The 18,986-nt window shown below is 60.7% G+C and carries 24 protein-coding genes and 1 pseudogene; 19 read left to right on the forward strand and 6 right to left on the reverse strand.

Features of this window, described 5'->3' with window-relative positions:
• Positions 1 to 205 precede the first annotated feature (205 nt).
• On the forward strand, positions 206 to 364 hold the full coding sequence (locus HY067_20035) for a hypothetical protein (GenBank protein MBI3530243.1): 159 nt from the start codon (positions 206 to 208) through the stop codon (positions 362 to 364).
• A gap of 672 nt (positions 365 to 1,036) precedes the next feature.
• On the opposite strand, the gene HY067_20040 is transcribed toward HY067_20035, so the two are convergent.
• Positions 1,037 to 1,366, reverse strand: a complete 330-nt coding sequence (locus HY067_20040) for a cation transporter (GenBank protein MBI3530244.1) — start codon at positions 1,364 to 1,366, stop codon at positions 1,037 to 1,039.
• A gap of 60 nt (positions 1,367 to 1,426) precedes the next feature.
• On the opposite strand from HY067_20040, the gene HY067_20045 reads away from it, so the two are divergent.
• Genes HY067_20045 through HY067_20055 form a run of 3 tightly spaced genes read left to right on the forward strand, consistent with a single transcriptional unit; the run spans position 1,427 to position 2,798 of the window.
• Positions 1,427 to 1,960, forward strand: coding sequence for a hypothetical protein (locus HY067_20045; GenBank protein ID MBI3530245.1), 534 nt, complete (start codon positions 1,427 to 1,429; stop codon positions 1,958 to 1,960).
• Positions 1,957 to 2,433: a hypothetical protein gene (locus HY067_20050; GenBank protein MBI3530246.1), complete on the forward strand. Its 477-nt coding sequence runs from the start codon at positions 1,957 to 1,959 to the stop codon at positions 2,431 to 2,433. The genes HY067_20045 and HY067_20050 overlap by 4 nt, the downstream gene beginning before the upstream one ends.
• Before the next feature lie 5 nt (positions 2,434 to 2,438).
• A complete protein-coding gene (locus HY067_20055) occupies positions 2,439 to 2,798 on the forward strand; it encodes a hypothetical protein (protein ID MBI3530247.1) in 360 nt (119 codons plus the stop codon).
• Positions 2,799 to 2,957: 159 nt separating this feature from the next.
• On the opposite strand, the gene msrB is transcribed toward HY067_20055, so the two are convergent.
• A complete protein-coding gene (gene msrB / locus HY067_20060) occupies positions 2,958 to 3,527 on the reverse strand; it encodes a peptide-methionine (R)-S-oxide reductase MsrB (protein MBI3530248.1) in 570 nt (189 codons plus the stop codon).
• On the opposite strand from msrB, the gene HY067_20065 reads away from it, so the two are divergent.
• On the forward strand, positions 3,526 to 4,329 hold the full coding sequence (locus HY067_20065; GenBank protein ID MBI3530249.1) for an OmpA family protein: 804 nt from the start codon (positions 3,526 to 3,528) through the stop codon (positions 4,327 to 4,329). The genes msrB and HY067_20065 overlap by 2 nt on opposite strands.
• Before the next feature lie 21 nt (positions 4,330 to 4,350).
• On the opposite strand, the gene HY067_20070 is transcribed toward HY067_20065, so the two are convergent.
• From HY067_20070 to moaA, 3 genes are all read right to left on the reverse strand, one after another.
• Positions 4,351 to 5,622: a molybdopterin molybdotransferase MoeA gene (locus HY067_20070; protein MBI3530250.1), complete on the reverse strand. Its 1,272-nt coding sequence runs from the start codon at positions 5,620 to 5,622 to the stop codon at positions 4,351 to 4,353.
• Positions 5,623 to 5,681: 59 nt separating this feature from the next.
• Positions 5,682 to 5,954, reverse strand: a complete 273-nt coding sequence (locus tag HY067_20075) for a hypothetical protein (GenBank protein ID MBI3530251.1) — start codon at positions 5,952 to 5,954, stop codon at positions 5,682 to 5,684.
• A gap of 111 nt (positions 5,955 to 6,065) precedes the next feature.
• On the reverse strand, positions 6,066 to 7,124 hold the full coding sequence (moaA, locus tag HY067_20080; protein MBI3530252.1) for a GTP 3',8-cyclase MoaA: 1,059 nt from the start codon (positions 7,122 to 7,124) through the stop codon (positions 6,066 to 6,068).
• A 243-nt stretch (positions 7,125 to 7,367) separates the two neighbouring features.
• Between moaA and HY067_20085 the strand changes: the two genes are divergently transcribed.
• The 9 genes and pseudogenes from HY067_20085 to HY067_20125 all read left to right on the forward strand — a co-directional run bounded on the left by HY067_20085 (position 7,368) and on the right by HY067_20125 (position 12,068).
• Positions 7,368 to 7,706 (forward strand): helix-turn-helix transcriptional regulator, encoded by a 339-nt coding sequence (locus tag HY067_20085; GenBank protein ID MBI3530253.1) that lies wholly within the window; start codon positions 7,368 to 7,370, stop codon positions 7,704 to 7,706.
• A complete protein-coding gene (locus HY067_20090; GenBank protein MBI3530254.1) occupies positions 7,703 to 8,149 on the forward strand; it encodes a VOC family protein in 447 nt (148 codons plus the stop codon). The genes HY067_20085 and HY067_20090 overlap by 4 nt, the downstream gene beginning before the upstream one ends.
• A 4-nt stretch (positions 8,150 to 8,153) precedes the next feature.
• Positions 8,154 to 8,648: an arsenate reductase ArsC gene (locus HY067_20095; GenBank protein ID MBI3530255.1), complete on the forward strand. Its 495-nt coding sequence runs from the start codon at positions 8,154 to 8,156 to the stop codon at positions 8,646 to 8,648.
• Entirely contained in the window at positions 8,648 to 9,304 is a 657-nt protein-coding gene (locus HY067_20100) for an aquaporin family protein (protein MBI3530256.1), read from the forward strand. The genes HY067_20095 and HY067_20100 overlap by 1 nt, the downstream gene beginning before the upstream one ends.
• A gap of 267 nt (positions 9,305 to 9,571) precedes the next feature.
• A complete protein-coding gene (mobB, locus tag HY067_20105) occupies positions 9,572 to 10,066 on the forward strand; it encodes a molybdopterin-guanine dinucleotide biosynthesis protein B (GenBank protein MBI3530257.1) in 495 nt (164 codons plus the stop codon).
• 45 nt (positions 10,067 to 10,111) lie between these two features.
• Positions 10,112 to 10,393, forward strand: coding sequence for a molybdopterin converting factor subunit 1 (gene moaD / locus HY067_20110; protein ID MBI3530258.1), 282 nt, complete (start codon positions 10,112 to 10,114; stop codon positions 10,391 to 10,393).
• Position 10,394: 1 nt separating this feature from the next.
• Positions 10,395 to 10,844 carry a molybdopterin synthase catalytic subunit MoaE gene (gene moaE, locus HY067_20115; protein ID MBI3530259.1) on the forward strand — a complete coding sequence of 150 codons (450 nt, stop codon included), beginning with the start codon at positions 10,395 to 10,397 and terminating at the stop codon, positions 10,842 to 10,844.
• Between the two features lie 11 nt (positions 10,845 to 10,855).
• On the forward strand, positions 10,856 to 11,236 hold the full coding sequence (locus HY067_20120; protein ID MBI3530260.1) for a LysR family transcriptional regulator: 381 nt from the start codon (positions 10,856 to 10,858) through the stop codon (positions 11,234 to 11,236).
• A 268-nt stretch (positions 11,237 to 11,504) separates the two neighbouring features.
• Positions 11,505 to 12,068 (forward strand): annotated as a pseudogene (locus HY067_20125) (helix-turn-helix domain-containing protein).
• A gap of 31 nt (positions 12,069 to 12,099) precedes the next feature.
• Here HY067_20125 and HY067_20130 read toward each other — a convergent pair.
• Positions 12,100 to 12,327, reverse strand: coding sequence for a hypothetical protein (locus HY067_20130; protein ID MBI3530261.1), 228 nt, complete (start codon positions 12,325 to 12,327; stop codon positions 12,100 to 12,102).
• Between the two features lie 568 nt (positions 12,328 to 12,895).
• Between HY067_20130 and HY067_20135 the strand changes: the two genes are divergently transcribed.
• The 5 genes from HY067_20135 (at position 12,896) to HY067_20155 (ending at position 18,979) form a co-directional block, all read left to right on the forward strand.
• Positions 12,896 to 15,970 (forward strand): response regulator, encoded by a 3,075-nt coding sequence (locus HY067_20135; GenBank protein MBI3530262.1) that lies wholly within the window; start codon positions 12,896 to 12,898, stop codon positions 15,968 to 15,970.
• The gene (locus HY067_20140; protein MBI3530263.1) at positions 15,918 to 16,244 is read left to right on the forward strand and encodes an ATP-binding protein; all 327 of its coding nucleotides are present in this window, start codon (positions 15,918 to 15,920) and stop codon (positions 16,242 to 16,244) included. The genes HY067_20135 and HY067_20140 overlap by 53 nt, the downstream gene beginning before the upstream one ends.
• Complete coding sequence (locus tag HY067_20145; protein MBI3530264.1) at positions 16,241 to 16,693, forward strand: response regulator; 453 nt, start codon at positions 16,241 to 16,243, stop codon at positions 16,691 to 16,693. The genes HY067_20140 and HY067_20145 overlap by 4 nt, the downstream gene beginning before the upstream one ends.
• A gap of 3 nt (positions 16,694 to 16,696) precedes the next feature.
• Positions 16,697 to 16,858, forward strand: a complete 162-nt coding sequence (locus tag HY067_20150; protein ID MBI3530265.1) for a hypothetical protein — start codon at positions 16,697 to 16,699, stop codon at positions 16,856 to 16,858.
• Between the two features lie 165 nt (positions 16,859 to 17,023).
• Entirely contained in the window at positions 17,024 to 18,979 is a 1,956-nt protein-coding gene (locus tag HY067_20155; GenBank protein MBI3530266.1) for an ATP-dependent DNA helicase, read from the forward strand.
• Positions 18,980 to 18,986 lie beyond the last annotated feature (7 nt).

Raw genomic sequence — 18,986 nt, forward strand, 5'->3', positions numbered from 1 at the left:
GTTGTCCTCCTTGGACTCATCGGCAGGCTCTTGCGCGGAACTGCCATGTCGGGCGTGGCTGGAGGGGTCTGCGGGTGCGGAAGGCTGCCCGGACAGGTCTTTCCTGGCTGGCGCCGGTCGATAGCTGTCTAGCGCGCTCGATGCAGTCGGCGCGGGGACTTGGATTGCGTCGGGGTTAGCCGGGTGCTGTCTTGGATAGCCGGGCGTGGACACCGTGGCGCAGGCTGGCAGTAGCAGGGTCGCTGCCAGCACGCCGAATGGTTTGCGTGACCTGGGTTTCATAGAAATCCTCGGCTTTATCGAAATCCTCAATCTGTTCGCGGTCCGGCGCTCCGTTCCCGACAAGGGGGATCGGATGCCGTGACACGGAGTGTCGCGTCAGGGCTGTACGGAAACGGCCAGTGTTTATCGCGGGAGGAAAGAACCGCTCCGGCAGACGTGCCGGTCGGTCAAAGTTTCAAGCCGCGCTCAGAGAAGCGCGGACCGAGGAGGACGCTGGGGTTGTTCGGGATAGAAGAAGTGCGGGGAATCGGCGAGAGCCGATTCAGGAACAGAGTCTATGGTCAACAGGGGCATGGACACAAGCGCGACGATTGCAGGCGCGCATGCCAGATGACATGCGCCGCAGTCGTTGCAAGCCAGGCCGCTCGCCTCGCCCATTGCGGCGATTTGCGGAGTGTGGGCATCACCGGAGTAGGGAGTACTACTTTGAGCATCGCCGCGAGTTATATCCGAATGAACGTCATGATGATGCTGGGAATGATCGGCATGCCCAGGATGGGCCGACGCCACTGTCATGCTGTGCTGGCAGAACGGCATCGCAACCGCAGCGTAGCCCTGCAACGGGAGCCACAGCGCGATCAGCACAGACAGAATGGATCTCCAGCGATTCATATTCTCAGTATATGCCACAACATTTAGTTGTTCCAATCCTCCGAACCCGAAAGTGGCGCCAAAGTTCCTTATTTTTCAGTTGAAGGCGGTGATTGTTTTCGATTTGAGCGTCGCCTAGATACGGTTGCGGCGGGATCTGGCATCAACACTTCTTAGTCTGCAAGACCGCGGGCCAATGAGGCGTCCTTACGCTGATCCCTGCGATGAAGATCAAAGCGCCTTTGAAAAGCGCAACCCTGGCTTTTGTTCGTGCGCCCCCCGACACGGCATACAGGCTCAATCCGTAAGTGAGTGCATCGCCGAGATTGTCGAGCGAATCCGACAGCAAGGCGGCAGACCCCGAAATAACGCCGGCGGCCAGTTCCACGGCAAACATCACCGCATTGATGGCAAGCACCGTCCTGAGGGTCGTGCCTTGCCGCTTCCCGAGGGTTTCCATCGCGCACGCTTTGTTTTCGCAACAATCTGCCATTTCTTTAGTTTATCGAGGTATCTTTGTCGGGTACCCAGGATGCTTATGGAACTATTCTATATGACACAGTTCGCACCGGAGGTTGAGCGCCGCAGCGGCTTAGGTCCTGAAGTGAATCCACCAGTGAGTCCCGTCGATCTCATCAGCCGCCATCTCACCGATCCGCGGACGAGTTGGGCCATCGGCACATTCGGCGCGATCGCGGAGTTTCACCGCGATGCCGACGAGCCGGTTGCGTTGTCCACCCACGGTGCGGTGACGGCGCGAGGAGGCATCCGATTGCAATTCGATCCCGCAGTCCGGACGATCGCGTGGGAGCGGCCTTCGGCGGGAGACGGATGGATGCACGGTATCGAGCTGTGCCTTCCCGCGACCGCCGGCGCGATGAGCGGGCGCACGACGGTGACTGAACTCGGCCCCGATGCCGGGGCGTTGCAGGAAGAAGATCGCGAAGCGGTCCTGTTCGATCTCGGCATCGGCGCGTCGCATTGCGACATCTGCGTGCGCACCTCGGATGCCGCGATACTGCGTACCCTGCGCGCGGCGGTCGGCCGGTGCTGGCGACGGAATTGCTGCGCGAGATTCCCGCCATGAGTCCGGCGCGAGTATTCATGTCCCGGTTGGGACGTGTCGAGGTGCGCACGCCGATTCCGAAGTCCGACGGCAGAACGCCCGACGGACCTCACACTCATGTATTGCCGGATCTGCTCAGGCACCGGCGTACGCATTCGGCGAATGTGCCGCTGCCCGAGGGCGTGGTGCCGAGCGTGGAGATTTTTCCGGCAAGTGCGATTCACGACGGACATGGAAAGCGGGTACCTTTCGATGCGAGCGGACACGAGACGTTTCAGTCTTTGCTCGCCGTACACGGCGACCCGGCGTGCAGCAAAGCCAAGTCGGATACCTTCGCCGCGGTGCGCGCTGCCGAGCCGGCGCGAGATGTGTCGTCCTATTCCCGCGCGCAGCGACTTGCGCGCCGAGTGGCGCTCAGGCAGTTGGCGCAGACCGACGGGTTATCGCCGGCTTTGACAGTATGGCGTGAGATGTTCGATTGCGAGAGTGGATGAGTAACATGGCCAACCAGAAGCGCGGAGCCATGCAGCGGGGCTGGGGACGCATTGAAACGGCCATTCTGGCGATCAGCGTGGCAGGTCTTGCATGGCTGTTCTTATGGCCCAGAGATATGTTCAGCCAGGTGAACATCGGGATGTCACGGGCCGAAGCTATCGCGATGGTTGGAACTCCGCCCCGTAAAGAAGACAAGACGCTGCCGTTTTGCCGCGAAGGCGCAGCGCCCTACCGGGATTGCGAGGAAATAAAGAAAACCGGCGCGGTGTACTTTCTCTTGTGGAAAGTGGGAATCGGATCCTGGATGGTCATCGGGTTGGATGCCAATGACAAAGTCTGCTTTCGTGGCCGGGTGAATACGTAGCCGTCAGAGTCATTTTCGAACAAGGAAGTGCGCACGTTTCCGGTCAAGACGTTTTTTGTCGAAGGCGATCGCACGGTGGTCCAGCCGCGCAAGGTTCTGCCGAGCACGATGATCTTCAGTCGTGAGGGAGGCATGCCACGCCGGGCGGCGGTGCTATTCCTATTCCGGCATGAATTTCAGGGCGACGCCGTTGTTGCAATAGCGCAACCCGGTCGGATCAGGTCCGTCCTCGAACACATGGCCTTGGTGACCGCCGCATTGCGCGCAGTGATACTCGGTGCGTTCCGTAAACAGCTTGCGATCCACCTTGGTTTCCAGCGCACCGGGAATGGCGGTGAAAAAACTCGGCCATCCGGTCTTGCTGTCGTACTTCATTTCGGATTTGAACAATGGTTGCCCGCAACCTGCGCAGACGAACGCGCCTTTGCGATATTCGGTATTCAGCGGGCTGGTGAAACGCCGTTCGGTGCCCTCTTCGCGCAACACCTGGTATTGCTCCGGCGTCAGATCGCTTTGCCACTGCGTATCAGGTTTGTCGATATGTCCCATAATTCGATGCTCCTCCAGAATCTCCACGTTCTCCTGGCCGGGCCCGTTCGGAATGCTGAATTTGCCGGGCGCCGGGTGTTGTGTTATCTCTGACAACTGCACGAAGCGTGCGTGCGGCGTAACTATAATCAATATCACGCGGCGATAAAAACCGACGATAACAATGAGGAGGGAAGCCATGAACCCGTGGCATTCCATAACGGTCTGTTTTTTGTACGCCAGACTTCGCAGTTCCGGTGCGTGGCATTTGCTGCGCTGCAGTCTCGGGGCAGCGCTGGTGGTTCTGATGTCCGGATGTTCCTGGCTATGGCCATCTCCGCCCCAGCCCGAACCCGAGCGGGAGGCGGTGCAGTACAGCGATGCCCCACTGCCACCGCCCGAGCCGCGAAAGGTGATTGCGCCGGAACCGCCACCGCCGTCACCGCCACCTCCGTCTCAGAGAAAGACGGCACGCGACCAGGTCACCATCCTGCCGAAGAAAGACGGTTCGATCGGTGGCGTGGTCGTGCGCACGGATGGTGTCGTCGTTCTACTCAACAAGGCCTATGCGACCGCACTGGTCGAGGGCCCGGGCATGGTGACGGAGTCGACTTACGATGCGGAGCTTGCGAAGCAGGATTTCGCGGATGTGCTGGCCGCGTTCCCGGGTGAGCCCGCCAAATTCCTGCTGTATTTTCTCGAAGGCAAAGACGAGCTGACGCTTGAGTCCGACGAGGAGATCGAGAAGATTTTCGCCGACTTGGCGATGCGGCCCGCGCCGGAAATCCTGGTCATCGGTCACACCGATGCGGTCGGTGCAGGACAATACAACGACAAACTGTCGCTGCAGCGCGCCGAACGCGTGCGTGCTGAACTGGTCCGGCGTGGTATTCCGGAAGACAGCATCACGGTGGCTGGGCGGGGCAAGCGGGAGCCGCTGGTGCTTACTGCCGACGGAGTGGCGGAACCGAAGAACCGGCGAGTCGAAATCAACGTCAGGTGAGCCAAGCCCGACGGAAAACGATCAGATCAGCCCTTCGAGCAATTGCACGTCCACGGTGGTGCCGGCCGCGACGTTGCCCTGATCGGTGGGCAGGATGATGAAGCAATTGGCCTGGCTCATCGACGAGAGAATTCCGGAACCCTGGTCGCCGGTGCTGCGCACGCTCCACTGACCGTTCGCGTCGCGCGACAGGATGCCGCGCTGGAACTCGGTGCGGCCGGGTGCCTTCTTGATCGGCGAGGTGCAGACGACTTTCTGGGTCGGCAGCGGTGTGACCCGGGTCTGTCCCTGCAAATGGAGCAGGGCGTCGCGCACGAACTGATAGAACGTCACCATGACCGCGACCGGATTGCCCGGCAGGCCGAAGAAATGCGCGTTGCCGATCTTGCCGTAAGCCAGCGGCCGGCCGGGTTTCATCGCAATCTTCCAGAACAGCACTTCGCCGAGGCGATCGAGGATCTGCTTGACGTAGTCCGCTTCTCCGACGGAGACGCCGCCGCTCGTGATCACCACATCGGCTGCCCGAGCCGCTTCCTTGAACGCGCGCTCGACGTCCTCAGGGGTGTCGCGGATCACGCCCATGTCCAGCACTTCGCAACCCAGCCGTAGCAGCAGGCCGTAGAGGGTGTAGCGGTTGCTGTCGTAGATCTGGCCGGGCCCGAGCGGCGTTCCGACAGCAACCAGTTCGTCGCCGGTTGAAAAGAACGCCACGCGCAGCTTGCGATATACCGCGACTTCGCCGATGCCGAGCGAAGCCATCATGCCGATCTCGGCGGGCCGCACCGGCTGGCCGCGTTTCAGCGCGGCTTCGCCTGCGCGCAGGTCTTCTCCCGCGCTGCGGGTGTTCGTTCCTTTCTTCGGCACAGGTATCACGGCAACTTGTTCGCCGGAGGCTTTGGCGCGTTCCTGCTGGATCACCGTGTCGGCACCGAAAGGGATCACTGCGCCCGTCATGATGCGGACAGCCTGTCCGGGGCCAGCCGTGCCTTCGAATGGTTTGCCGGCGAAGGACGCGCCGATGATCTTGAGCGTGGTTTCTCCATCGGCTTTCAGATCGGCAAAACGCACCGCGAAACCGTCCATGGCCGAGTTGTCATGCTGGGGCACGTTCACAGGCGAAATCACGTCTTCCGCCAGCACGCGCCCGAGCGCGGCACGAATGTTCAGACGCTCGACCGCGGTGACGGGCGAAAGAAAAGCGCGAATGTGTTCGCGCGCTTTTTCGACCGGCATGGAATTCGGGTCGTAGTCGGAAGTCGTGGTCAGATCGTAAAGTGTCGTGGCGGAAGACATGGCAGTTACAGGGAAAAGTCAAAAACAGGTTTAGCCACAGAGGGCAGGAATTTGATCTGTTACTTGGCTTTCAGGCCTCGCTTCAGCAGTTCGGCCACCAGTTCGTTCAGGCTGGTCTCGCGTTCCTGCACCAGCGCATGAAGTTGTTTTACCAGATCGCCGTCCAGCTTGATCGCGAACGGCACCAGGCCGAGAGCCTGATCGCGTTTGCGCTGCTCGCGCCGATCCACCACGACGGCCGCGCCTTGGCTGAAACGGCCGGGCGTGGCGGACTGGTTCATCTGCCGGTCGATTTTCTTGCCTTTGCTTTTTTCGAGGTCGGCTTTTTTCAAGGTCTTGAGCTCAAATGTAAGTGTTTGGGATGGGGGGGATTCGAGCTTCGCATTTCTTTTATTCCGGACTCATCACCAGTTACCAATCACCAGTCACGGCGCGGAGCGGTATCAACCCCCGATGTAAGACATTTCCACTTTGCGCAGTTTCACCGTATCGGCCGTGCGTATTTCGGAATAGCGGTCGGTGCGTGCGCGCCAGACCCTGGCAATGGCTGCAGAGAGTTCTTCGTCGCTGGCATCGCCGCGGATGAGGTCGCGCAGATCGGTTCCTTCGGTGGCAAACAGACAGGTATACAGCGAACCCTCCGCGGACAGGCGCGCACGCGTACAGTCCTTGCAGAACGCCTGCGTCACCGAGGAGATGAAACCGACTTCGCCGGACCCATCCCTGTAGCGCCAACGCTCGGCAACTTCGCCGACGTAGTTCGGATCGACGGGCTCGATCGGAAGCTCGGCGTTGATGCGCGATGCCAGTTCGCGCGATGGCACCACGTGTTCCATTTTCCAGCCATTGGTGTGGCCGACGTCCATGAATTCGATGAAACGCAGGATGTGGCCGCTGCCCTTGAAGAAGCGCGCCATGTCAACGACGCTTTGATCGTTGGTGCCGCGTTTCACCACCATGTTGACCTTGAGCGGTTTCAGGCCCACCCGATCGGCTTCCTCGATTCCTTCGAGCACCTTGGCCACCGGGAAATCGACGTCGTTCATCGCCCGGAATACGGCGTCGTCGAGAGAGTCCAGGCTGACCGTCACGCGGTTCAACCCCGCGTCCTTCAGTGCCTGCGCTTTCTGTTTCAGGAGCGAACCGTTGGTGGTCAATGTCAGGTCCAGGCCGGGTTCCTGCGCGAGCATCGCGATCAGCTTCTCCAGTTGCCGGCGCACGAGCGGTTCGCCGCCGGTGATACGAACTTTCTCGATGCCGTGACCACGAAATACTTTCACCAGCCGGTGGATTTCGTCGAAGCTCAGCAACTGCGAACGCTCGAGGAACTGGAAGTCGCGGCCGTACACTTCCTTCGGCATGCAGTAGGTGCAGCGGAAGTTGCAGCGGTCCGTTACGGAGATTCGCAGGTCGCGCAAAGGCCGCCCGCGCGTATCCGCGAGCAGCGGTTCGTCCGGCCCGGCTTTGTTCCAAGCTATCGCAGTGGTATGCGGTTTCGTCATCGTGGCATTTCGAGCATTTACGGCTTTTCTTGTCGACTCGGGCGCTGCCGTTGCGCCTCGGAGAGCATTATATTCGATTGTGAATAACGCTGGCGAGGCGGCCGCCAGAGGTTTCAGGGCCACTACTGCGGTTGTTGTCGCTTCATTTGGCGTGATCGCCAGCTCCTGCCACCGATAAATAGCCTGGAACTCGCAACGACGAGGGGCTTGACAGTCCTTTTATGTTTCCATAATACTGGAAATATGAAAACCAATGAAGCCATCAAAGCGCTGGCGGCACTCGCCCAGGAGACCCGGATCGGGATCTACAGGTTACTTGTCCAGCAGGGGCCGGAGGGTTTATCGGCCAGTGCCATTGCCGAAAAGCTCGACCTGCCCAACGCGACGTTTTCCTTCCATGTGAAGGAGCTGAGCCAGGCGGGTCTGGTCACTGCAAGGCAGTCCGGCCGATTCATTTACTACTCGGCCAACTATTCCGCCATGAACGACCTCGTCGGCTACCTGACCGAAAATTGCTGCAGTGGAAAAGAGTGCGGCGTCGGTCCCGCCCCGATCAAAACTCCAAGGAGAAAAACAGCATGAAACGCTTTCATGTTCACGTTGCGGTCGCCGACCTCGAGAACAGCATCCGCTTCTATAGTTCGCTGTTCGGTGCCCAGCCCGCCGTCACAAAAGACGACTACGCCAAATGGATGCTTGACGATCCGCGCGTCAACTTCGCCATCTCGAGACGCGGAGACGCTTCCGGCGTAAATCACCTGGGGATTCAGGTCGAGAGCGACGAGGAACTGCTTGAAATGCGGAATCGGCTGTCCGAAGCCGACCGTCCGGTTGTCGAGCAGGCGAATGCGGCTTGTTGTTACGCCGCGTCCAACAAGCATTGGGTCCAGGATCCGCAAGGGGTCGCTTGGGAGACCTTTCATACGCTATCCCATATTCCCGTCTTCGGCGAGGACACGCGAACCAGCTTGAGCCGCATCCCGGTCAAGGCCGCGGCTTGCTGCGTTCCGAAACTGGACGGATGAAACCATGCGGCCCAGGGTCTACAACGTATTGTTCCTATGCACGGGAAACTCGGCGCGCAGTGTGATGGCAGAGGCGATCCTGAACAGTGTTGGCCAGGGCTGCTTCCGCGCGTTCAGCGCCGGCAGCCATCCCGCCGGAAAGATCAATCCCTTCGCGCTGGAGCAGATCGCGAAGGCCGGACTGGCGACCGAGGGTTATCGCAGCAAGTCCTGGGATGAGCTTGCCCGGCCGGGAGCGCCCGCAATGGACTTCGTGTTCACGGTTTGTTCCGATGCCGCCGGGGAAATCTGCCCGATCTGGCCGGGACATCCGATGACGGCGCACTGGGGCGTGGACGATCCGGCGAAGCACAGCGGAACGAATGCCGAGAAACAACGGATCTTCGCGCTTGCTTATGCGCAGTTGTCCCATCGCATTCGTACCTTCGTCAGCCTGCCTATCGATAAACTCGATCGGCTGTCCCTGAAAAAGAACCTGGAAGATATCGGGAAGTCCTGATGCCCGCCCTGTCCAGGAAGCTGGCGGCGGAGTTTGTCGGGACCGCGCTGCTGCTCGCTACGGTCGTCGGCTCGGGAATCATGGGCGAACGGTTATCGGGAGGCAATGCCGGCATGGCGCTGCTGGCCAACGCGCTGGCGACCGGGGCAGTCTTGTACGCACTGATTTCGGCCATGGGCAGCATCTCCGGCGCGCATTTCAATCCGGTGGTGACGCTCGCCGAGGCTTGGCTCGGCAAGTTGCCGTGGCGGCAGGTTGGTCCGTATGTACTGATTCAGATTGTGGCTGCGCTCGCCGGCGTCGTGGTTGCACATTGGATGTTCGGGTTGCCGGCTTTTTTTGCTTCTCAGCATATGCGCAGCGGACCGTCGCAGGTGTTCAGCGAAGCCGTGGCCACCTTCGGGCTGATTACCGCGATACTGAATTGCGCGCGTTGGAAACCGGAGGCGATTCCCGCGGCGGTTGCCGCTTATATCACGGCGGCTTACTGGTTTACCGCATCGACGTCATTCGCCAACCCGGCGGTGACCCTTGCGCGCTCGTTGACAGACACCTTCTCCGGCATTCGCCCTGCGGATGCGCCGGCATTCATTGCGGCGCAATTCATCGGCGCTGCAATGGCAACAGCATTGCATCGCTGGATGAGGGCGGGGTAGAGCTTTGGACCAACAGGGTGCGCGTTTACGTCGCAGACGAGATCGGAAGCGAACATCAGGCCAGCGTGACCGGCTTGCTGTTGTCGTATCCGCTCCAGCCGTGATGGGCAAGCGCGGGCGTGGCCGCCAGCATTGCTGCCGTCAGCGAACCAAGGAAGGCCTTTACAGCGCTAATGCGCATGGGTGGTCTCCGGTCTCTATAATTCCTTCTGACGACAGAATAACCATTTAAATCCCATCGCGTATCCACAAGAAGTTGCGCATCTCTTGAAAATCTTCGGCTTCGCAGCGTACTCGGGAAGTGGCAAGACCACGTTGATCGAGAACCTCGTTCCACTGCTGGTCGCGCGCGGGTTGAAGGTTTCGGTGATCAAGCACGCTCACCATGCTTTCGACGTCGACCGGCCGGGGAAGGATTCGTACCGCCACCGGCAAGCCGGGGCGACGGAAGTCTTGGTAAGTTCGGGCGTGCGCTGGGCGCTGATGCATGAGTTGAGGAACGAATCCGAACCCGAGTTGCCGGCGTTACTCGAGCGGCTTACGCCGTGCGATCTGGTCCTCGTGGAAGGTTTCAAGAAGCAGGCCATTCCCAAAATCGAGATCCACCGGCTGGCCGCCGCCACGCCACTGCTGTTCCCCGACGATACCCATATCGTAGCGCTGGCGACCGACGCCAGAATCCCCACTGCGCTGCCGACTTTCGGCCTGGAAGACCACACTGGGATTACCCGGTTCATGCTCAAGCACCTGGAGCTGGCGTAAATACGATGGCTGCATTGACCCTGCAAGTCGGCGATAATTGAGGCCATGACACCCAACGATTCCCGGATCGCCACCGTAGAAGTGCTTTATTTCGCCCGGCTGCGCGAGGTTTTCGGCCGCGAGCGCGAGCAGGTCGAATTGCCTGGCAATGTGCAGGATGTCGCGGGCCTGACGGCCTGGCTGCGCAGCCGCGGAGAGGCGTGGGAACGCGAACTGGCACCGGGCAAACCGGTCCGTATTGCCGTCAATCAGGATATGGCCGCAGCCGATACGCCGGTCGGCAACGGCGACGAAGTGGCTTTCTTTCCGCCGGTCACCGGAGGCTAGTGTGACGGTACGCGTACAGTTCGGGGATTTCGACGTTGGCGCGGAAATGGCCGCCATGCGGCACGGCAATCCGAAGATCGGTGCCATTGCGAGTTTCGTCGGCGTGGTACGCGACCTGAACGAAGGTGCGGACGTCGACGAGATGACGCTCGAACACTATCCCGGCATGACCGAAAAGGCGCTGGAAAAAATTGTCGGGGAGGCGAAGGCGCGCTGGGATATCTATGATGCCCTGGTCGTGCATCGCGTCGGCACGCTCAAGCCCACCGACCAGATCGTGCTGGTGGTGGTGGGGAGCGCGCATCGCGGCGAGGCCTTCCAGGCTTGCGAATTCCTGATGGATTACCTCAAGACGCGCGCCCCGTTCTGGAAGAAAGAAAACACACCGGAAGGTGGGCGCTGGGTTGATGCACGCACGGCGGATGATGCCGCCGCCGATCGCTGGTCCTGAAGGCCCCACGCATGGCAAAGACTCCTCCCTCCAGGAAGTCGTCGAAGCAGGACCTCAGGCCGCAGATCCGCATCATGTTCCGCAAGGCGATCGCGATGGGGCCGGGCAAGGCCGACCTGTTGCGGGCGATCAACGAGACCGGATCGATCTCGGCCGCCGCGCGGCAGATGGAAATGTCGTATCGCCGCGCGTGGCTGCTGGTGGACACCATGAATCAGGCTTTCAAATCACCGGTGGTGGTCACCCTGACCGGCGGCAAGGCGGGCGGTGGCGCCGCCGTGACCGAGTTCGGCAAGGAAGTGCTGCGCCGCTACAGCGCCATGGAAGAGAAGGCCAGCGCAAGTGTCGCCAGGGAGCTGCGCAGTTTCACCGACATGATGAACGGCGGCTGACTGCTCTATTCCTTTCGTCAGACGCGGGCGTCCTGGCCGCGTATCCGGAATTCAAACCACGAGTTAACGCTCTCTTGGTCTTTGACCAATAATCCCACGCGCGCCGCAGTAGGCGAAAAAAATGGCCAGAGCGCACGCGATACGGGCGCCCGCCCATGAGTAAACCTGCCAGTTGATTCGATTTATACCTGCACGGTGACGTTCGCAATGCGTCCGGTACAAAAGTCGACGATCGTGTTCGGTTGGAAGTCGGCTTCGATTTCTCCTGGCAGAGTTCGCGTATCCGGAGCCGGCGCAGAGTGCAGAATACCGGATCATGTACAGCACGAATCTGAGCTTCGGTCAGCCGAATACGTCAATCACATTCGACACCGGATATCTGGATCAGCTCGTCATACAGGATGAGCAGAGCGTGAAAGAGTTTCTGCGCATCATTCCGGAGAACATCCTGGTGAAATACAAGAACACCAACAGCCTGACCGCCAGGATCCGTCGACGTTTGCGTCAGACGCTGCCTCACGAGCTGCCGGACTTTGAAATCCTGGCGCGCGAGTTGCGTACGACCTCTGCCACCTTGCGGCGCAGACTCCACGAAGAAGGAGAGTCGTACCAGTCCATCAAGGATCAGCTGCGCCGCGACGTAGCCATCACCTACTTGAGTCACTCCGAGCGAAGCGTCATGGATATCGCGCTCGGACTCGGCTTTGCCGAGCCGAGCGCATTCCATCGGGCGTTCAAGAAATTGACCGGGGCTTCGCCGGGCGAGTACCGCCGCAGCGTGGCGCCGCTGCCTCCATCGCCAGCGGCGCGCATGCAACAGCAGTTGGAGTAGCGGCCTCGACACACAACTCGCGCGGCGCCGATCAGCGAAAACCGCGCACGCAGTCGGGTGCCGAAACGATCCAGTCGAGCGCGTCGTAGCAGCGTTCCGCAGGCCGATCCTTGTAGATCTCGTTACGCACCGGGCGCTCCACGCCCGAGGCGTGGAACAGCAGCCCCAGCAGGCCTGAGGAGATTTGCACACGCGAAGCGCGCAGCGGGTGAAGACCAATGCAATTCTGCAGGAGCCCGGAGCCCGACGGCCATGACATCGTTGCAGAACCGCTCATCCAAACGGGACAGATCCAATTCATGATCGAGCAGGCAATTCAGGGCATGCTCGAAGCTGTCCGGTAAGAGTTGCTCAGAGACAACGACGGGGAGAAACTTAGGATTGTTTCTATCGTCCTGTAGCGGGCCGTCCTGGCATCGACTGCCACAAATTCTCGATGCCACGATCTTGCAGCTCGCATATGACAAGAGCAATATCTCAGGTAAATTTCTATTTTGCGAGCCGCGAACCTGCGAAATGGGACGAGTCCATCGGGAAATCTCCCAAGAGTGCTACGTCCTGGCCTCTTGTCTTTGAAGAACATCCAGCGTTCTTTCGCATCAGTTAAGGGAAAATCTCACCAGTCAGTTCGCGGTATCCAGAGGTTTGTTGCCATGCAACAGTTCTCATGCAACAGTTCTATAGCGATCGCATATCGGACCTAATGCGCTTTAGGCGAGGAGGAATGTGACGCAAGCCATTTGCCTGATGAGCCGCAGTTCTGAGGCCCTGTCTGAAGCGGAGCAGGGACGCCGAGGCGTCGTTTATTGTCGCGTGGGAGGAAGCGAATGAGCGAGCGCAACGAGCCGTCGGAGCGGGGCGAGGACAACGTTCCCGGCGTTTCCTTTCATGAGTTTTCGGCTGGGGGAGAGACCGGCCAGCTCATTCGTGGCAAGGACTGGAGTGCAACTTCTCTGGGTCCGATCAATTCTTGGCCGCGGAGCCTGCGAAACTATCTGAGCACGATCCAGGAACTGCCGACTCCCGCCATTATCTTCTGGGGAACGGATCAAACTCAAATCTACAACGATGGCTATTCAGTCATCATGGGGCCGCGCCATCAGCAGTATCTGGGCGCGACGTTCCGCGAATGTTGGCCGGAAGCCTATTCAACCATTGATCCTTGGATGCAAAGGGTCCTGAGAAACGCAGAGCGGGTTGAAGTCAGCAAGGCGCTCATCCCTCTGACCCGACGCGGATTCACGGAAGAATCGTACTTCACCTTTTCCTTCAGCCCGCTTCGTGATGACCAGGACGCGATTGCCGGAATCCTGCAAATTGTCACGGACGTGACAGATACGGTGCTGGGCGAGCGGCGGGCGCGCGCCCTACACGAGCTTTCCAAGCAGACGGTCCATGCAAGAACACTGGAAGATGCCATCGAGCTTGCCACCGACGTGTTGGGTCAGAACACGGGTGATCTTCCTTTCTGCCTGATCTATCTCGTCGATGCGCTCGAGCCACATAGGCTGGTTCTTTCAGGATCAACCGGATTACCCGAAGGTCACGCGGCATTTCCTCCTGAGATCGGCCTCGGAACCAGTGGCGGCGGAATCATCCCGGAAATCTCTCGGGTCATCAGCCAACGAGAGCCCATCGCGATTGAAGGCCTGATTTCGCGTCTCGGTTCCTTGCCTGGTGGGCCCTGGCCGGAAGCTGCGAACCTCGCCGTCGCCTCTCCCATTGCCTCTGCGGATCAGCACAGCGTGGTCGGAGTTCTGATTTCAGGAATCAGTCCGCGTCTTACTTTTGATACTCACTATCGAGATTTCGTGGATCTTGTCGCCGCACAGCTTGCAACCGTTATCGGCGTGGCGCGAGCCTACGAAGACGAGAAGAAGCGGGTCGAAGCAATGGCCCAGCTCGACCGAGCCAAGACTGCGTTCTTCTCCAACGTCAGCCACGAATTTCGGACGCCTCTGACGCTCATACTCGGCCCGACGGAGGATGCACTGTCCTCACCCGAGCAAGCGCTCTCCGGCGAGCCTCTGCAGATGGTCCGTAGAAACACGTTTCGGCTGATGAAGCTGGTCAACTCGCTCCTCGATTTCTCGCGCATCGAGTCCGGCCGTGTGCAGGCGTCTTACGAGCCTAGCGATCTCGCCGCGATGACCACTTACCTTGCCAGCGCCTTCCGTTCGGCCATCGAGGGCACCGGCCTGACGTTCGAGGTCGCCTGCGAATCGCTGCCGGAGCCAATCCACGTCGACCAGGACATGTGGGAGAAGATCGTGCTCAACCTGTTGTCGAACGCGCTCAAGTTCACGTTCGAGGGCTCGATCGGCGTTTCGGTTCGTTGGTGCGGCGATCACGCCGAGTTCAAGGTTCGGGATACCGGCACGGGCATCCCAGAAAAGGAACTGCCCCACCTCTTCGAGCGGTTCCACCGGGTTCACGGGGCCAGGTCGCGCACGCACGAGGGGTCGGGGATCGGGCTCGCGCTCGTGCACGATATGGTGCGGCTCCACGGAGGCACCGTTCAGGTTGCGAGCAGGCCCAGCGAGGGCACGACGTTCACTGTTTCAATCCCACGAGGGTTTGCCCACCTGCCGCCTGAGCGTATCGTCGCGAAGCGATCCACCGCGTGGACCGCGAAGGGCGCGATGCCCTTCGTCGAAGAGGCGCTGCGCTGGTCCAGTGGTTCAAAGCTCGACGCAGTCTGGCTTTCTGCAGCGACACTAACCCCGAGCGCCGCGCGGGCGGACGTGCGCATCCTCGTGGTCGACGACAACGCGGACCTGCGCGACTACATCGTCAACCTCTTGGGTGAGCACTATGCAGTGGAGACGGCCGTCGATGGGCTCGCCGCCCTGGAGGCGGCGCGCCTCCGTAAGCCCGCTCTCGTCCTTAGCGACGTGATGATGCCGCGCCTCGACGGTTTCGGCCTCTTGCGAGGGTTGCGCGCTGATCCGACCCTGCGCGACGTCCCCGTCATCCTCTTGTCCGCGCGGGCGGGCGAAGAGTCGACTATCGAAGGGTTGGAGGCGGGCGCCGACGACTACCTCGTCAAGCCATTCGCCGCGCGCGAGCTTCTCGCCCGCGTTCGGACGCACGTTGAGCTTGCGCGCCAACGCGAAGTGTTCGAACGCTTTTTCACGCTCTCGCTCGACATGATGTGCATCGCGGGCGTGGACGGGTACTTCAGGCGCGTCAGCCCCGCGTTCGACGCTCTAGGCTACAGCAGCGAGGAGTTGCTCTCCCGACCGTTCTTGGATTTCGTCCATCCTGACGACACGGCAGCGACGCTGGCCGAAGTCGAAAAGCTCGCCAAGAATGTGCCCACGATCCACTTCGAGAATCGCTATCGCTGCAAGGACGGCTCGTACCGTTGGCTCTCGTGGAGCAGCGCCCCGGATACCTCGGGCACCATGTACGCGATCGCGCGCGACGTCACCGAGACCAAGCGCACTCAGGAAGCCCTGGCCCGCGCGAAGGACGCGGCGGAAGCGGCAACCCGCGAACTCGAGTCCTTCAGCTACTCGGTTGCTCACGACCTTCGCGCCCCTCTCCGAAGCATCGACGGCTTTAGCCAGGCTCTGCTCGAGGACTATGCCGACAAGCTCGACGCGGACGGCAAGAAGTATTTCTCCTTCATCCGTGAGTCCGCCCAGCAAATGGCGCAACTCATCGATGACTTGCTCGCCCTCTCACGGGTCACACGCAGCGAGTTGCACCGCGAGGGGGTAGACCTGAGTGCACTCGCTCGAGCAGCGATCACGCGCCTCCAGAGGAGCCAGCCCGATCGCCGTGTGGACGTTGTGATTCAGGAAGGGCTGGGGGGGCGAAGGCGATCCTCGGCTGCTCACGGTGGTGCTCGACAATCTTTTCGGGAACGCCTGGAAATTCACCGGGAGGCGCGATGAGGCACGCATCGAGTTCGGCGCCACCTCGAACGACGGTCATCGCGTGTACTTCGTGCGCGATAACGGCGCGGGCTTCGACATGGCTTTCGTGAACAAACTCTTCGGCGTGTTCCAGCGCCTCCACGCTGCCACCGAGTTCGAGGGGACCGGCGTGGGGCTGGCGACGGTACAACGCGTCGTCAGCCGACACGGAGGCCAAGTCTGGGCTCAAGGAGAAATCAACCGTGGAGCAACTTTCTTCTTCACCCTTTACGAAAAGGATCGCGTGGCATGAGCAACGATAGGGTCATCTTGCTGGTAGAGGACAATCCGAAGGACGAGGCACTGACGCTTCGCGCGCTCAAGAAAAGCAACGTCATGAACCCGATCGTCGTGGCACGTGATGGCGTTGAGGCGCTCGACTACCTGTTCGCTCGAGGCGCTCACGCGAACCGGGACCGGACGGCCATGCCGCAGATCATCCTTCTCGACCTCAAGCTTCCGAAGGTCGACGGCCTCGAGGTTCTCAAGGCCCTGCGCTCCGACGAGTTCACGAAGCTTCTTCCCGTCGTCGTCTTGACCTCCTCGGTCGAGGAGCAGGATCTCATCCGTAGCTACAGCCTCGGAGCCAGCAGCTACGTGCGAAAGCCCGTCGACTTCGTCCAATTCATCGAGGCGGTGCGGCAGCTCGGCTTGTACTGGCTCATTCTGAACGAGACTGCGCCGGTTACGGGGAAGCCGTAGGTCATGGGGAAGCCGCTGCGAGCCCTGCTCGTGGTGCGAGAGCTGAAGCGTGGCGGATTCGACGTCACGTTCGAGTACGCGTTGAATCATCTGCTCGATCACGAACTGGATCTGTCCGGTTTGGACGAGCGGTTCTGCAATGACGCGACCGGCGCGCCGGCCTAGCGGCTTGAAGTACTGCTGAAACTGATCTTGTTTGCCTATTCACGCGGTATCGTCGACAACTGGGCGATCAAACGGGTCTGCTGCAAGTATGTCACTTTCATCGCTTTGCGCGGTGACAGCAGTCCGTCCTTCACCCCGACCACCGGATGCGTGGCTCGCGTTAAGATGTACGTTATCTTGAGTACAGACCTGCAGCAGTTCTTCGCCGATTCCGGCCCGCTCGCCAACGCGATTCCCGGCTACCGTCTGCGTCCGCAGCAAGTGGAAATGGCACGGGCGGTCGCGCAGGCAATCGAGAGTAACGGATTGCTCATCGCCGAGGCCGGCACTGGAACCGGAAAGACCTTCGCCTACCTGGTTCCGGCCCTGTCCAAGGGTGGCAAGGTGATCGTCTCCACCGGCACGAAGACGCTGCAGGACCAGCTCTACAATCGTGATATTCCGATGGTGCGCAATGCACTGCAGGTCCCGGTTACCGTGGCGCTGCTCAAAGGCCGCGCCAATTACGTCTGCCATTACCACCTGGAACGCGCCAAGAACGACGGCCGCTTCCTGAACCGCGACGACGTGGTCTATCTGGCGCGCATCGAGTCCTACGCAAAGACCAGCAGGACCGGCGATCGCAGCGGGCTGGCCGAAGTGCCGGAGGACGCGACCGTGTGGCCGCAGGTGACGTCGACCCGCGAGAATTGCCTGGGCGGCGATTGTCCGAATTACAAGGACTGCTTTGTCATGGAAGCGCGTAAACAGGCGATGGAGGCGGATGTGGTGGTGGTCAACCATCACCTGTTCTTCGCCGACGTCGTGTTGCGCGACGAGGGTGTGGCGGAACTGCTGCCGGCATGCAATGCGGTGATCTTCGATGAGGCCCACCAGTTGCCCGAAACCGCCAGCCTGTTCTTCGGCGAGAGTGTGTCCAGCAGCCAGCTCATCGAACTGGCTCGCGACACTCGCATCGAGACGGCGATCTCCGCGAAAGACAATGCCGCGTTGCCGGAGGCGTCGGCCGCGCTGGAAAAATCGGCGCGCGATCTGCGGCTGCAATTCCGCGAAGAATCCGGCCGGCAGCCTTACTCCGCAATGCAGGATAATTCGGCTTTCATGGCTGCGTTCGATGTGGCCTTGACACGATTGACCGATCTGACGGCGTTGCTGGAGTCGCAGGCCGATCGCTCGGAGGGATTGCACAACTGCTGGACACGGGGGATGGAACTCGTCAACGCGCTCGCGCGCTGGGAGGAAGAGGAGGACAGGGCGTGGGTGCGCTGGATCGAGATCTTCGGCGGCTCGGTTCACCTGAATGCGACGCCGCTGTCGATTGCGGATATTTTCCACCGCCAGATCAGCGGCAATCCGCGCGCCTGGATTTTCACTTCGGCAACGCTGTCGGTGCAAGGCAATTTCTCGCACTATCAGCGCGAGATGGGATTGGCGGACGCCGCCACCGCGTTCTGGGAAAGCCCGTTCGATTACGCGAATCAGGCTGTGCTCTACGTCCCCGAGGGGCTGCCGGAGCCGAACTCGGAGGGTTATACGCGCAAAGCCGTCGATGCCGCGCTACCTGTGATCGAAGCGGCCGAAGGCCGCACCTTCTTTCTGTTCACCAGCTTGAGAGCCATGCGTGAAGCGCGCGAGTTGATGGAAACCGGGATGAAGAAGATGGGCATGGATTATCCGTTGCTCATGCAGGGAGAGGGATCGCGCACGGAGCTGCTGGAACGCTTCCGCAAGCTGGGCAATGCAGTGCTGCTGGGCAGCCAGTCGTTCTGGGAGGGTGTTGACGTGCGCGGCGAAGCGTTGTCGCTGGTGATCATCGACCGCCTGCCATTCGCGCCGCCGGACGACCCGGTACTGGCGGCACGCATCGAAACGATCAACGCGGAGGGCCGCAATGCGTTCATGGAGTATCAGTTGCCGCAGGCGGTGATCACGCTCAAGCAGGGCGCCGGCCGCCTGATCCGCGACGAGAACGATCGCGGCGTGCTCATGATCTGCGATCCGCGGCTGATCACCAAACATTACGGCAAGCGCATCTGGCGCAGCCTGCCGCCGATGCGCCGCACGCGCGATGCGGTCGAAGTCCTGGAGTTCTACCGGCGGATTGCCGGCGCGGCGGCCTGACTCGTCT

The sequence above is a fragment of the Betaproteobacteria bacterium genome (assembly GCA_016194905.1).
In the GTDB taxonomy this organism is placed as follows: domain Bacteria; phylum Pseudomonadota; class Gammaproteobacteria; order Burkholderiales; family JACQAP01; genus JACQAP01.